Annotated in this window: 11 protein-coding genes; 8 read left to right on the top strand and 3 right to left on the bottom strand. The window is 63.7% G+C overall.

Annotated elements, in window-relative coordinates; translation table 11 throughout:
• The first annotated feature begins 43 nt into the window (after positions 1-43).
• The gene (locus EC912_RS12845) at positions 44-1,831 is read left to right on the top strand and encodes a hypothetical protein (protein WP_132144615.1); all 1,788 of its coding nucleotides are present in this window, start codon (positions 44-46) and stop codon (positions 1,829-1,831) included.
• A gap of 885 nt (positions 1,832-2,716) precedes the next feature.
• The gene (locus tag EC912_RS12840; protein ID WP_132144613.1) at positions 2,717-3,082 is read left to right on the top strand and encodes a BON domain-containing protein; all 366 of its coding nucleotides are present in this window, start codon (positions 2,717-2,719) and stop codon (positions 3,080-3,082) included.
• Between the two features lie 98 nt (positions 3,083-3,180).
• Here the strand turns inward: EC912_RS12840 and EC912_RS12835 are convergent, their stop codons facing one another.
• A complete protein-coding gene (locus tag EC912_RS12835; protein ID WP_132144611.1) occupies positions 3,181-4,344 on the bottom strand; it encodes a PilT/PilU family type 4a pilus ATPase in 1,164 nt (387 codons plus the stop codon).
• Positions 4,345-4,454: 110 nt separating this feature from the next.
• Entirely contained in the window at positions 4,455-5,492 is a 1,038-nt protein-coding gene (locus EC912_RS12830) for a type IV pilus twitching motility protein PilT (RefSeq protein ID WP_132144609.1), read from the bottom strand.
• Positions 5,493-5,732: 240 nt separating this feature from the next.
• On the opposite strand from EC912_RS12830, the gene proC reads away from it, so the two are divergent.
• The 6 genes from proC (at position 5,733) to EC912_RS12800 (ending at position 10,657) form a co-directional block, all read left to right on the top strand.
• Positions 5,733-6,557, top strand: coding sequence for a pyrroline-5-carboxylate reductase (gene proC, locus EC912_RS12825; RefSeq protein ID WP_132144607.1), 825 nt, complete (start codon positions 5,733-5,735; stop codon positions 6,555-6,557).
• Positions 6,554-7,129: a YggT family protein gene (locus EC912_RS12820; protein WP_132144605.1), complete on the top strand. Its 576-nt coding sequence runs from the start codon at positions 6,554-6,556 to the stop codon at positions 7,127-7,129. The genes proC and EC912_RS12820 overlap by 4 nt, the downstream gene beginning before the upstream one ends.
• A 2-nt stretch (positions 7,130-7,131) precedes the next feature.
• Positions 7,132-7,548, top strand: coding sequence for a DUF4426 domain-containing protein (locus EC912_RS12815; RefSeq protein ID WP_132144603.1), 417 nt, complete (start codon positions 7,132-7,134; stop codon positions 7,546-7,548).
• A 56-nt stretch (positions 7,549-7,604) separates the two neighbouring features.
• Complete coding sequence (locus EC912_RS12810) at positions 7,605-8,720, top strand: calcium:proton antiporter (protein ID WP_132144601.1); 1,116 nt, start codon at positions 7,605-7,607, stop codon at positions 8,718-8,720.
• 224 nt (positions 8,721-8,944) lie between these two features.
• Positions 8,945-10,303 carry a TolC family outer membrane protein gene (locus tag EC912_RS12805; protein ID WP_132144599.1) on the top strand — a complete coding sequence of 453 codons (1,359 nt, stop codon included), beginning with the start codon at positions 8,945-8,947 and terminating at the stop codon, positions 10,301-10,303.
• Between the two features lie 159 nt (positions 10,304-10,462).
• A complete protein-coding gene (locus EC912_RS12800) occupies positions 10,463-10,657 on the top strand; it encodes a hypothetical protein (protein ID WP_132144597.1) in 195 nt (64 codons plus the stop codon).
• 105 nt (positions 10,658-10,762) lie between these two features.
• Here the strand turns inward: EC912_RS12800 and EC912_RS12795 are convergent, their stop codons facing one another.
• Entirely contained in the window at positions 10,763-12,877 is a 2,115-nt protein-coding gene (locus tag EC912_RS12795; RefSeq protein WP_132144595.1) for a bifunctional (p)ppGpp synthetase/guanosine-3',5'-bis(diphosphate) 3'-pyrophosphohydrolase, read from the bottom strand.
• Positions 12,878-12,888: the final 11 nt, after the last annotated feature.

The raw sequence follows: 12,888 nt of genomic DNA, 5'->3' as shown, positions 1-12,888 counted from the left end.
ATAATGCCGACCTGCGACATAGATGATAACCATGGGGAAATACATGCGACCGACGAAGCGATTGATCGCGCTCGGCCTTACCAGCGTCCTGCTGGCGGCCTGCGGCCACAAAGACAAGGATGCTCCGCTGGCCTTCGTGCCGGCCGACACCCCGTACGTGCTGGCGAACCTCGACGTACTGGACGACGACACCCGTAACGCCATGATCGCGCAGCTCAATACGCAGCTGCCCGCCCAGGTGTTGCAGATGAAGGCGGCCGCCGACCAGCTCACTGCCAAGGGCAATGCCGAAGGCGCCCGCCTGATCAATGCCCTCGCGGCGGAACTCGATGGCAAAACCATCGAGCAGGTCGCGAAAAACGACGGTTTCGACCTGAAGGGCAGGACTGCCTTCTTCGGCCTGGGCCTCAGCCCGGTCGCCCGCGTCGAGCTGGCCGACCCGACGGCTTTCGAAGGTCTGGTCGGCCGTATCGAAACGGCTTACGGCCAGAAGCTTGAAACGGCCACCGTCGGCGGACAGTCCTATCGCCACGTCACGCCGAAGGATTCGGGCGTACAGCTGATCCTCGCGGTCGTCGGCAAGCAGGCCGTGGGTACGCTGCTGCCCGCCGATGCCGGCGAACCGCTGGTCCGTCAGGCGCTGGGCCTCGACCGCCCCGCGAAGAACATCCAGGACGATGGCCGCCTCGACGATCTGGCCAAGGAAAAGGGCTATAAGCCTTACGCCGTCGGCCAGGTCGATATGGTTCGCCTGCTGCCGCTGATCGCCGGAGGCAAGGACCCGCTGTTCACGTCCCTGCTCAAGCACAAAGCCGTCGCCGAAGCCACGGCAAACGGCGAGCCTGCGCCGGCCGCCGCGCCGGAAGTTCCGGCTAGCTGCCAGACCGATGCGGCACGTATCGCCTCGCGCGTTCCGTCCATGAGCTTCGGCTATACCCGTCTGGATGCGAAGCATCAGGACCAGCGCTTCGACATCGCCCTTGCCGACGACGTCACGAAGGCATTCTCGGGCCTGAAGGTCGAACTGCCGGGTCTTGGTCAGAACGCCGACGCTCCGTTCGACGTCAGCATCGCTCTGCCCATGGAACAGCTGCGTACGTTCTGGACCGCCCAGGCCGACGCCGTTGCCGCCAAGCCGTTCACCTGCCCCAGCCTGACCGATCTCAACGACGGTTTCGCCAAGGTCGGTTCGACCATGCAGCAGGCGGCCATTCCGCCGTTCGGCGACATCCGCGGTCTGCGCATCGTGCTCGATTCGTTCAAGGCAGCCGATCCCGCTGCCGCCACGCAGGTGCCCACGTTCAGCGGTCGCATCGTGATCGGCACGCGCAATCCGGCGGGCCTGGTCGCGCTCGGCCAGACCGTGCTCGGCGGCGTGAACCTGAAGCTCGCCAATGACGGCAAGCCTGCCGCGCTTCCGCAGAACCTTACCGCCATGGTCGGTCAGCCTGCGTGGGCCGCCATGAGCGATATCGCGCTCGCGATCGGTTTCGGTCAGGGCGAAGACGCACGTCTTGGCGACGCACTGAAAGCCAGCACGGGCGATGCGGGCCGCTCGGCACGCATGCACCTGACCGGCGATATGTATCGCACGTGGATCGACCTGATGTCGGAGAAGGCCGAAGCCTATGCCGAAGCCACCGCGGCCAGTGCAGCGGCTGCCGACGGCACCGATGCGGACCCGGAGAAAGAGGGCGCCGCCGCCGCACAGCGTTCGAAGCTGCAGTTCCAGACGATGCGTGCACAGGCTGATCGCATCGTTTCGGTATCCGCCGAAGCGCATGTCGACGACAAGGGCATGGTCATCACCGGCCAGAGCGAACTTAAGTAAGGCATTCGCTACGCAGTGAAAAAGGGCGCCTTCGGGCGCCCTTTTTTTTCACGCATTAGGGGACGATCTCTCGCGTCTGGCCGCTCTTTGGGTAAGGACAGTCGCTGGTTGGCTCGTGTTATCCGCGGCTTCGTCGGCTCACGCTCGTGCGTCGGGGAAGCCGCGACCGGGTTGGCCCTTGGGGCCTTCGGCGCCGTCCCTGCGGGAGCGGGCCGTAGTCCCGCTTTCGCTCCAACTGGGTATGGCGGCTCTCGGCTAAGGCGGCCCCAAGGGCCAACCCGGCCACGGCACCGTCGGTTGCGGTTGGCTGTGGGGAGAGCACGAGCCGAGCACATGGGCAGGCGTGCACAGGCATGGGGTCAGCTATACCCATGCGTCGACGCCATGCTTTCCCCCACGTGACCGCAGCGTTCGGCAGAGCCGTCGGCCACCACCCTCGACGCGACTTGCGCAACCGAGCGCTGCGGGCGGAAAAGGCCCGCAGGGGGCGGACCTGGACGGTCCGCCGTTTTTGCTGAGGCAAGGATGCCGAATCAAAAACCCCCGCCCGCAGCGCGGGCGCGACGGGGCGCAGCCATCAGACACAAGCCGCGCAGCGGCTCTCCTTCCCCGAGCGACGGTGAAGCCGGAGCGTCGAGGGTGGTGGCCGACGGCTCCCCCCGAAACGTCCGAGCGCGAAAGCGATGGCAAAGCCGAGCCCTTCCCGACAAGGCATGAAGAACCTTCTTGCCGGCTTGCCAAACCGAATACACCCTAAACGGATATCTGAACGAACCGTCGCGCAGGGCACGAATCGTTCACGGATGCGCTGTTTCTATTGGCGCCGCGGTACGACCGCTGCCGAACGCAGCACTTACCGTCGTCCCATCCATGAAGGAGTTCACCATGAACCATGCAACCATTCGTAAGGCCCTCTTTGCTGCCGCCCTTGTTACAGGCCTCGGCGCAGTACCGTTCGCCCAGGTGAGCGCCCAGGATTCCGCTGCCAAGACCAGCGACAACCAGACCGTCCCCGGCAAGGCCGACGATGCCTGGATTACCACCAAGGTGAAATCGGAATTCGCTACGAAGAAAGCTGTCCACGGCTCGGACATCTCCGTGACGACGACCGAAGGTGTCGTCGCGCTGACGGGTAGCGTCACCACGGCCAAGGAAAAGACCAACGCCGAGAAGATCGCGAAGGCGGTCAAGGGCGTGAAGAGCGTCGATGCAAGCGGGCTGACAGTTGCGCCGGCTGCCGACGCTAAGTAAGACGTTTCGCGAGCGGTAAAAAAAGGGAGCCGAAAGGCTCCCTTTTTTTGTTCTGCTTTTGTGTAGGAGCGCTCTTGAGTGCTCCTACACACAGGGCATTAGCGATGCAGCATGCCGCCGAACGTATTCCGGTTCGTTGACTCTTCGATTTCGACGCCTTCCAGTCCCTGCGAAAGCGTATGCGCATCGCCGCCCTGCGCGAGCTTGATGCGCAACCGCACTTCGTTCGAGCTGTCGGCGTGACGCAGCGCGTCTTCGTAGGAGATCTCGCCCGCGTGGTAAAGCTCCACCAGACTCTGGTCGAAAGTGCGCATGCCGAGCTGATTGGAATCGCGCATCAGTTCCTTCAGCTTGTGCACTTCGCCCTGACGGATGTAATCCTGCGCAAGCGGCGTACCCAGCATCACTTCGACCGCTACGCGACGCGATTTCCCGTCGGGCGTGGGAATCAGCTGCTGCGCGACGATGCCCTTCAGATTCAGCGAAAGATCCATCAGGAGCGACTGGCGACGGTCTTCCGGGAAGAAGTGCAGGATACGGTCCAGCGCCTGGTTGGCGTTGTTCGCATGCAGCGTACACAGGCACAGGTGGCCCGTTTCCGAGAAGTTGATCGCATGCTCCATCGTTTCTCGCGTACGCACTTCGCCGATCATGATGACGTCGGGTGCCTGGCGCAGCGTGTTCTTCAGCGCGTTCTCCCAGCTATCGGTATCGATACCGAGTTCGCGCTGGGTGACGATGCAGCCTTCGTGCTTGTGCACGTATTCGATCGGGTCTTCGATCGTGATGATGTGACCCGTCGAATTCTGATTGCGGTAACCGATCATCGACGCGAGCGACGTCGACTTACCCGTACCCGTACCGCCCACGAAAATGATGATGCCGCGCTTGGTCATCGCCAGTTGCTTGACGATCGGCGGCAGGTTCAGTTCTTCGGGCGTGGGAATTTTCGATTCGATCCGGCGTAGCACCATGCCGACGCAGTTGCGCTGGTAGAAGCACGACACACGGAAACGGCCGACACCCGACGCGCTGATGGCGAACTGGCATTCGTGGGTCTTCTCGAACTCTTCGCGCTGCGAAGGCGTCATCACGTTGAGCACCATGTCGCGCGCCTGTTGCGCGGACAGCGGACTCTGCGTGATCGGGACGATGCGCCCCTGCACCTTCATGGACGGCGCCACACCGGCGGTGATGAACAGGTCGGACGCCTGTTTATGCACCATCAGCTTGAGGAATGAAGTGAAATCGAAGTCGCTCATGGCGAGCCCTCTTGTGGCCGGACCGGGCCGGCGCCCCTACGGGCGATCATATACCGCCCGGGGGCGGGCGGCTGTGTCTGACGCCACGTTCCTGCGCCCGGGTCGGGGCTTTAGCGGAAGCCTTCCTTGTTCTTGGCATATTTACCCGCTTCCTGCCGCGTTACCAAGCCGCGCTTGACCAGGTCCTGCAGCGTTTGGTCCAGCGTCTGCATGCCGTGCTGCTGACCCGTCTGGATGGCCGAGTACATCTGCGCGACCTTGTCCTCGCGGATCAGGTTACGGATAGCCGGGATGCCGACCATGATTTCGTGGGCCGCGATACGACCGCCGCCGACCTTCTTCAGCAGCGACTGCGAGATGACCGCGCGCAGCGATTCGGAAAGCATCGAGCGGACCATCGGCTTTTCGCCGGCCGGGAAGACGTCGATGATACGGTCGATGGTCTTGGCCGCCGACGAGGTATGCAGCGTGCCGAATACCAGATGGCCGGTTTCCGCGGCGGTCAGTGCCAGCCGGATGGTTTCCAGATCGCGAAGCTCGCCGACGAGGATGTAGTCCGGATCTTCACGCAGCGCGGAACGCAGCGCCTCGTTGAAGCCATGCGTATCGCGATGCACTTCGCGCTGATTGACCAGGCACTTCTGCGACGTATGCACGAATTCGATCGGGTCTTCGACCGTGAGGAGATGGCCGTATTCGTTCTTGTTGATGTGGTCGACCATCGCCGCCAGCGTCGTCGACTTGCCCGAGCCGGTCGGACCGGTCACCAGGATCAGCCCCTGCGGCTGCTCGATCAGCTCGCGGAAAATCTTCGGCGCACCCAGGTCTTCCAGCGTCAGCACTTCGGACGGAATGGTACGGAATACGCCGCCCGCGCCACGATTGTGGTTGAACGCATTCACGCGGAAACGGGCCAGACCGGGAATCTCGAACGAAAAGTCGGTTTCGAGGAATTCCTCGAAATCGCGGCGCTGCTTATCCGACATGATGTCGTAGATCAGCGAATGGACCTGCTTGTGCTCCAGCGCCGGGATGTTGATCCGGCGCACATCGCCGTCGACCCGGATCATGGGCGGCAGACCTGCGGAAAGATGCAAGTCGGAAGCCTTGTTCTTCACCGAGAAGGCAAGGAGTTCGGCGATATCCATCGGTGTCCCCTGATAAGTGGCTTGCGGCAGGGACTTTCGACCGGCGATCGGAAGCCGATCATGCCGTGCGCTTTCGCGAATCGAAGCCCCTGTGATTCTTATGACGCCCCGGGACCGGCCCGGAGTACGCGTTTCGCATAGGTAAACACGCCCCCACCCTCGGCGGCAAGGCGCGTCGCGTATATTCTTAGGTCGATGCCATGCTCGACTGTGACGTGGCGCACCGAAGAGACGAACTCAATGAGCCGGATTGCCTTCATCGGCGGAGGAAACATGGCGGCCAGCCTCATCGGCGGCCTGCTGCACAAGGGCAGCCAGCCCAGCAGCATCGCTGTCGCCGAGCCCCGGGCCGAGGCCTGCCAGGAGCTGTCGCGGCGTTACGGCGTGGCGACCTATGTCGATAACCTGGACGCCGTCGAAGGCGCCTCCACCGTGGTCCTGGCCGTCAAACCCCAGGTCATGGCCGACGTATGCCGCCAGTTGCAGCCCCAGATCCAACGCCAGCGTCCCCTGATCGTTTCGATCGCCGCAGGCATCCGCATCGAACAGATGGAGCGTTGGCTGGGCGGCACCCTGCCCGTCGTACGCTGCATGCCCAACACCCCGGCGATGATCGGCGCGGGTGCCACGGCGCTGTACGCCAATGGCCGCGTCAGCCCGGTGCAGCGCGCGGAAGCGCAGCACCTGCTGGATGCCGCGGGACTCACCGTATGGGTGCCGGACGAGGACCAGCTGGACACCGTGACGGCCTTGTCCGGTTCCGGTCCCGCGTACTTCTTCCTGCTGGTCGAGGCGCTGGAAAACGCGGCATTCGCCCAGGGGCTGTCCCGTGAAACGGCAAGGGCTCTCGCGGCCCAGACGGCGCTTGGCGCCGGCCGCATGCTGACCGAAAGCGGCGAATCCGCCGCGACCCTGCGCCAGCGCGTCACATCTCCGGGCGGCACCACGCAGGCCGCCCTCGAAAGTTTCGGCGCCGATGGCTTCAACGCCATCGTCGCACGCGCCGTCGACGCCGCCCGGCGTCGCGGCGGCGAACTGTCTCAAGCCATGGAATCGAATAAGTGAATTACCTGACCAACGCCGGCGGACTCATCATCAACTTCATCTTCGGCGCAGCCGTCGCGCTGTTCGTCCTGCGTCTGCTGGCCGAAGCATGGCGCGCGGATTTCCAGAATCCAATCTGCCAGTTCATCTACCGCTACACCAATCCGGTGCTGCGTCCGCTGCGCAAGGTACTGCCCAACTGGCGTCGCCTGAGCACGTCGGCGCTGGTCGTGGCGTGGCTGATCGAATGCCTGAAGGTCGTGCTGCTGATCGCGATCATGGGCTTCATACCCAATCCGGTCGGCGTGCTGGTGATGGGCGTCGCCGAGTTGCTCGATTTCGTCCTGCTGCTTTACATCGTGCTTATCGTCGTCTGGTCGCTGATGAGCATGCTGTCGACCGATCGTTACCACCCGGTAGCGCGTCTGGTCACCAGCATTACCGAGCCGCTGCTGCGCCCGTTGCGCGGCCGCATGGTGCTTGGCGGTCTGGATTTCTCGCCGGCCGTGGTCCTGTTGCTGCTGACATTGGTACGTTTGCTTGTCGCGCAACCGCTGTCGGACATCGGCCAGCGATTGATGCTGGGACTGTAAGCATGACGATCTCCCGCGCGTTTCTCGCCGTACTGTTTGCCTGCGTCGCCATTCGTGCGCACGCGGGCGAGCAAGTCGGCGGTGCGAACGTCATCCGCTACAACGCGCTCGCCACGTCGAATTTGCCCGCCGCGTCGGCGCAGCGTTACGGACTCACACGCGCGGAAGACCAGGGCATCGTGATCGTTGCGGTAGCCCGTGGCAGCGACGATGGCGATGTACCGGCAACGGTGGAAGGCAGGGCGATGACGTTGATCGGCGCACCGGTGCCGATCGCGTTCCGTCGTGTCGAGGATGCGGGCACGGTGTCGTGGCTGGGGACGTTCCGTATCCCCTCGCCCGGCGCGTTGCATTTCGTGCTGACCGTGACGCCGCGCGGCAGTGCGACAGAGACCGTGGACTTCACGCAGGATTTCTAGTCCCACCACGCAATCTCCGCTAACCTCGGACGGAACCACCGCAGCGAGGAACCCGCATGGCATCGTTCACGAAGTACGGACGACCGCTGCTCGCGTGGCTGACCGTCGCCCTCTTCCTCGTCTACGGCTCCGGATGGATGTCCGAACTCAGCCGGGATACGGTGGCTATTTCGCTGTTCGCGTGGCTGTTCGTCATGATCGTCTGGACCGCCTTCGGCGTGGTCCACGAGGCGGAAGAACTTGCGACACGGCTGGGCGAGCCCTTCGGCACGCTGATTCTCACGCTGTCGATCGTCATCATCGAGGTCGCGCTTATCTCGGCGGTGATGCTCGGCGGGACCGGCACGGCAACGCTTGCCCGCGACACCATGTTCGCCGTGTTGATGATCGTACTGAACGGCGTCGTCGGACTGGGGTTGCTCATCGGCGGCATACGCCACCACGAGCAGACCTTTAACCTTCAAGGCGCTTCGTCCTATCTGTCCGTCATCATTCCGCTGGCGACCATCGCCCTCGTGCTGCCGAACTTCACGACGTCCACGAGCGACGGCACCCTGAGTCCGGTGCAGGCCGTCGCCTTCTCCCTGTTGACGATGGCGCTGTACGGTCTGTTCCTCTGGCTACAGACGGGGCGGCACAAAGGTTATTTCGTTGCGCCGAAATCGACCGCTCCCAACGAAGCGGAGCCGCCGCCGGAACCGCAGCCGAAGATGCCGCCACGGGAACTCGCGCGCCGGATCGGCATGCTGCTGGTCTATCTGCTGCCAATCGTCATCCTCTCCAAAAGTCTCGCCAAGGTCCTCGATTACGGCATCGACGCGACCGGTGCACCGCCCGCACTCGGCGGCATCATTATCGCGATGCTCGTCTTCACTCCCGAGGGCATTTCCGCGCTGATCTCGATTCGCGGCGATCAGCTCACCCGCGCCATCAACCTGTGCCTGGGCGCCGCCGCATCCACCGTGGGTCTTACCGTGCCCGCCGTGCTGGCCATCGGACTCTTTACCGGCCAGAGCGTCGTGCTCGGACTGCCTTCGGCAAGCATCGTCCTGCTCACCGCGACCCTGGTACTCAGCACCCTCACGTTCTCCGGCTGGCGCACCACGATGCTGGAGGGCGCGGTGCACCTGTCGATGTTCGTGGTGTTCCTCGTCCTGACGTTCAGTCCCTGACCGGCTGCCCCCGGATTCGGGGAGCCGACGACGACGCCGACCGGAAAGCTCCTGTCCGGCCTCGTCCGCGTACATGTCCGCGGACAGAGGGCCGGGCTGCGCAATCGGCGGGAGGTCGCCATTACCGTGGCCCGGGCAGCCCGGATCGCGTTGGCATGCGCATTGCAGATGCATCGCGCTAGCCACCGATCCGCACGCATACGCCGTGCGGCAAAAGGATGCCCATGCTCGTCGCACAACGTCTGTCGCTACTTCCCTTCCTCATCGGCCTCGGCCTGCTTTGCTCGTCTGCGCATGGCGAGGATCTGCTGGATGCCTTCCGTCAGGCCGTGGCCAACGACCCGGTGCTTGCCACCGCGCAGGCAACGCAGCGCGTGGCGGCGGCAGGCGTTCCCATCGCACGATCGGCTCTGTTGCCCCAGCTGACGGCGAATCTCAGCCTGACCCAGTACAGCGGTGGTAACGGGTCGTCCACCACGAGCGGAAACGGCAACATCATCGACACCGGTGCGGGCGGTCACGTCCGCGAACGCGCGGCGAGCGCCAATCTGGCGCAGCCGATCGTGAACCTCGCAAGCCTCGCCACCCTGCATGCGGCGCAGGCGACGAGAAGTTCGCAGGACGAAACGGAACGGGCCGCGATGCAAGCCCTGTACGTCCGCGTCGCCACCGCCTATTTCAACGTCCTGATTGCCGAGGACGAACTGGAGGTATCGAAGTCGTACGAGGATGCCTACCAGCAGGAATTCGCCCAGTCCACCGAACGGTTCGCGGACGGCCTGGCCGCGGCATCGGACGTCGCCCAGTCCGAAGCGTATTACCACTACATCAAATCGCGGCGCATTACAGCCGAAGGTGCCCTGAAGGACACCAAGCGCGCGCTCGAACAAATTACGGGACAGCCCACACCGGTACTGAAACGGCTGCGCGAGGAACTGCCCATGCAAATGCCGGAACCGAACAAACCCGAAGCCTGGGTCGACGCGGCGATGCACACCAATCCGTCGGTCCTTGCGTCCCGCTATGTCGTCGATGCGGACGAACACAAGATCAACGCGGCGCGCGCGGGCCACGCGCCGACGCTGGGCCTGGCGGTCGGATACAGCAAGTACGGCAGCTGGTCCAATGCCCGTGCCGGCGGCGCGGGATACGGTCCGGGTACCACGTCGGTCGGCCTGCAACTGTCCGTGCCGATATTCAGCGGCGGTCTCGTGCACGCACAGATAGGACAGGCCATCAGTCAGCGCGACGCGGACGAAGGCCTGGTGGAAACCCAGCGCCGACAGGCGGCGCGCGATGCACTGAATTACTTCAACCTGATCGTCGACGGCGTCGACCAGGTAGCGAGTGCGCGTGCCGCGGTCGCCGCCGCCGGAAAAGCTTTGGAATCCATGCGTGCAGGCAACGATATTGGCACCCAGAGCCTCACGAACGTCGTGGTGGCCATTCAGTTGCTGGCGGAAACCAAGACCGAATACACCCTCGTGCGCCATAACTTCGTGCTGAACCATATGTTGCTGAAGCAGGCAGCGGGAACCATCGATCTGCACGACCTGGAAGACGTTAACCGGTTGCTCGAATAGAAGACGACATGGGTACTCGCATACCGACTGCCGCAACGATGGATGAAAACGTACGTCCGTAGATTTACCAGACATAGCCTCAGTAGGAATGCGCTGGAGACCGGCGCGGGAACTCCCAAACATTCGCTTGGGTTTCCGCCCTATACGCAGGCTGTCCATATGAACCGCCGTCTGGTTTCTCTAAGTGTTCGAGCGGCTGTCGTGCTCGCCGTCGCCGGCATGCCCGCGCATGCCGACACCGTCGATCCCTGGGACGGCGACTGGCATGGCAGCATCACGCCTTATGGATGGCTGCCCGGCGTGACGGGCGAAACCCGCTTTCAGTTGCCCAACAAAGGAAAGCGCGGACAATAAATTCCTGAAGAAAGTCCAGTTGAGCGGACCGAGCTTCAGCTTCACCTGGCATTTCTGATCGCGACGAGAGTCGAAAAACCTATCCCGTGTCGCGACCGACCGCTATCAGCGTCCGCCAAGCCGGCGCGCATCGATCACATTGGGCAACGCATTCAGACGCCCAAGCAAGGTGGAAAGTTGCTCGTAATCCTTGACCCGCAACGTGAAGCGCATCTCCACTTCGGCGGTGCGCACGTGCACGCGGCTCGACGACGCCACGATATGCGGACCCGCGTTGCTGATCGTATTCGTGACGTCTTTCTGCAAGCCCTTGCGGTCGTAGCCGCGCAGTTCGATGTCGATCTCGTAAGCCTGCACTTCCACCCTGCCCCAGCTCACGTCGATCACGCGTTCCGGACTGCGGCGGGCAAGACGTTCAAGGCTCGCGCAGTCGGCACGATGCACGGACACGCCGCGTCCACGGGTGATGAAACCGCGAACCGGATCGCCGGGCAACGGCTGGCAGCAGCGGGCGAGCGTCGTGAGCAGGTTGCCCACGCCTTCGATACTGAGCGCGCCGCGATCGTGCTGCGCAGCGCGCGACGCAACCGGACTGCCCGATTGCGTGATCTCGGACTCGACTGGTTCCTGTAACGAACGCGCGATCTGCCCCAGCGTGACTTCGCCGAGGGCGATGGCGATAAACAGTTCGTCCTGCGTTTTCAGACGGAACTGCGAAACCAGTTTCGCCGGCTCTACATCGTCCAGCGCAAGGCGGCGTAACTCGCGTTCCAGGGCCGTGCGCCCGGCGATGACGTTGGCATCGTGGGCCTCGCGCCGGAACCACGCGCGAACCTTTTCCCTCGCGCGCGACGTATTCAGATAACCATGGTGCGCGGACAGCCAGTCGCGACTGGGTTCGGAGACCTTGGTCGTGAGGATCTCGATACGGTCGCCGCTACGTGGCTGTGCCGTCAGCGTAGCGATGCGTCCGTTGATCTTGGCGCCACGGCAGCGGTGACCGACTTCCGTATGGATGTGATACGCGAAATCCAGCACGGTCGCGCCGCGCGGCATGTCGACGACTTCGCCCTTGGGCGTCAGCGCGTAAACGCGGTCTTCCAGCAGCTCGGTATGGAACTCCGCAGCCAGTTCGGCTTCGTCGTCGCCACGCGGCTCCAGCAGTTTGCGCATCCACGCGATCTTGGCTTCGAACTCCGCATCGGCACCGCCGCCTTCCTTGTAGCGCCAGTGCGCCGCGACACCGAGTTCGTTGGCGCGATGCATTTCGTGCGTACGTATCTGTACTTCGAGCGTCTTGCCCTGCGGCCCGATGACGGCCGTATGCAGCGACTGGTAGCCGTTGCCCTTGGGGCGCGCCACGTAATCGTCGAATTCGCCGGGAAGGTGCGGCCAGAGGCTGTGCACCATGCCGAGCGCGGCGTAGCAGTCCGCGACGCTGCCGACCAGGATACGCACCGCGCGGATGTCATACAGGTCGGAGAATTCCAGCTCCTTGCGCTTCATCTTCTTCCAGATGGAATAGATGTGCTTCGGACGTCCGGCAAGCTGAGCCTCGATGCCCGCGCCCGAAAGTGCGACGCGCAGGTCTTCGAGGCACGCGGCGATGAAGATCTCGCGGTCGGCGCGGCGCTCGTCCAGCAGGCGCGCGATACGGCGGTAGGTGTCCGGCTGCAGATACCGGAAGGCAAGGTCTTCCAGTTCCCACTTCAGCTGCCAGATACCCAGCCGGTTAGCGAGCGGTGCATGGATGTCGGAGGTGAGCTGTGCCAGTTCGCGCCGGTCGGCATCGGCCAGCGACATGCCCGAACGCATGGCCGCCAACTGCCGGGCAAGCAAAACGAAAACGACGCGAAGATCGCGGATGATCGCCAGCAACAGACGGCGTAGCCCTTCGGCATCGGCGGGACCGCGTTGCGCATGCAACGCCCAGACCTTCTCCGCTTCGCGCTGACCGTCGATCAGGCGACGCAGCGACGGCGTCCATGCCGGCGAATGCAGCGCCCACGCTTCCGCCGAACCGGATACCAGCGCGAACCATAGCGCCGAGGCGCAGGTTTCGTCGTCGCAACCGAGTAGCTGCAGCAGTTCGATGACGGTTTCGGTTTCGGCGCGCACGGCGACCGGAAGCGCGGCGATGGCTTCGCGCGCATGGGTGGTCAGCGGCATCGACCCGCCGCTTGCCCGCCCCGCCGTTTCGCCCGTGATCGGCGTATTCATGCCACCGCTGC

The organism is Luteibacter rhizovicinus (genome assembly GCF_004342265.1).
Classification (GTDB): domain Bacteria; phylum Pseudomonadota; class Gammaproteobacteria; order Xanthomonadales; family Rhodanobacteraceae; genus Luteibacter; species Luteibacter rhizovicinus_B.
The sequence above is the reverse complement of the archived record's forward strand: the minus strand, read 5'-3'. Positions and strand labels throughout refer to the sequence as shown.

What these genes read in the sequence shown, in the direction of transcription:
- EC912_RS12800 (WP_132144597.1), top strand. Translation starts at nt 10,463, where the DNA reads ATGAACCGCCGTCTGGTTTCTCTAAGTGTTCGAGCGGCTGTCGTGCTC.
- EC912_RS12835 (WP_132144611.1), bottom strand. Translation starts at nt 4,344, where the DNA reads ATGAGCGACTTCGATTTCACTTCATTCCTCAAGCTGATGGTGCATAAA.
- EC912_RS12840 (WP_132144613.1), top strand. Translation starts at nt 2,717, where the DNA reads ATGAACCATGCAACCATTCGTAAGGCCCTCTTTGCTGCCGCCCTTGTT.
- proC (WP_132144607.1), top strand. Translation starts at nt 5,733, where the DNA reads ATGAGCCGGATTGCCTTCATCGGCGGAGGAAACATGGCGGCCAGCCTC.
- EC912_RS12805 (WP_132144599.1), top strand. Translation starts at nt 8,945, where the DNA reads ATGCTCGTCGCACAACGTCTGTCGCTACTTCCCTTCCTCATCGGCCTC.
- EC912_RS12830 (WP_132144609.1), bottom strand. Translation starts at nt 5,492, where the DNA reads ATGGATATCGCCGAACTCCTTGCCTTCTCGGTGAAGAACAAGGCTTCC.
- EC912_RS12810 (WP_132144601.1), top strand. Translation starts at nt 7,605, where the DNA reads ATGGCATCGTTCACGAAGTACGGACGACCGCTGCTCGCGTGGCTGACC.
- EC912_RS12845 (WP_132144615.1), top strand. Translation starts at nt 44, where the DNA reads ATGCGACCGACGAAGCGATTGATCGCGCTCGGCCTTACCAGCGTCCTG.
- EC912_RS12795 (WP_132144595.1), bottom strand. Translation starts at nt 12,877, where the DNA reads ATGAATACGCCGATCACGGGCGAAACGGCGGGGCGGGCAAGCGGCGGG.
- EC912_RS12815 (WP_132144603.1), top strand. Translation starts at nt 7,132, where the DNA reads ATGACGATCTCCCGCGCGTTTCTCGCCGTACTGTTTGCCTGCGTCGCC.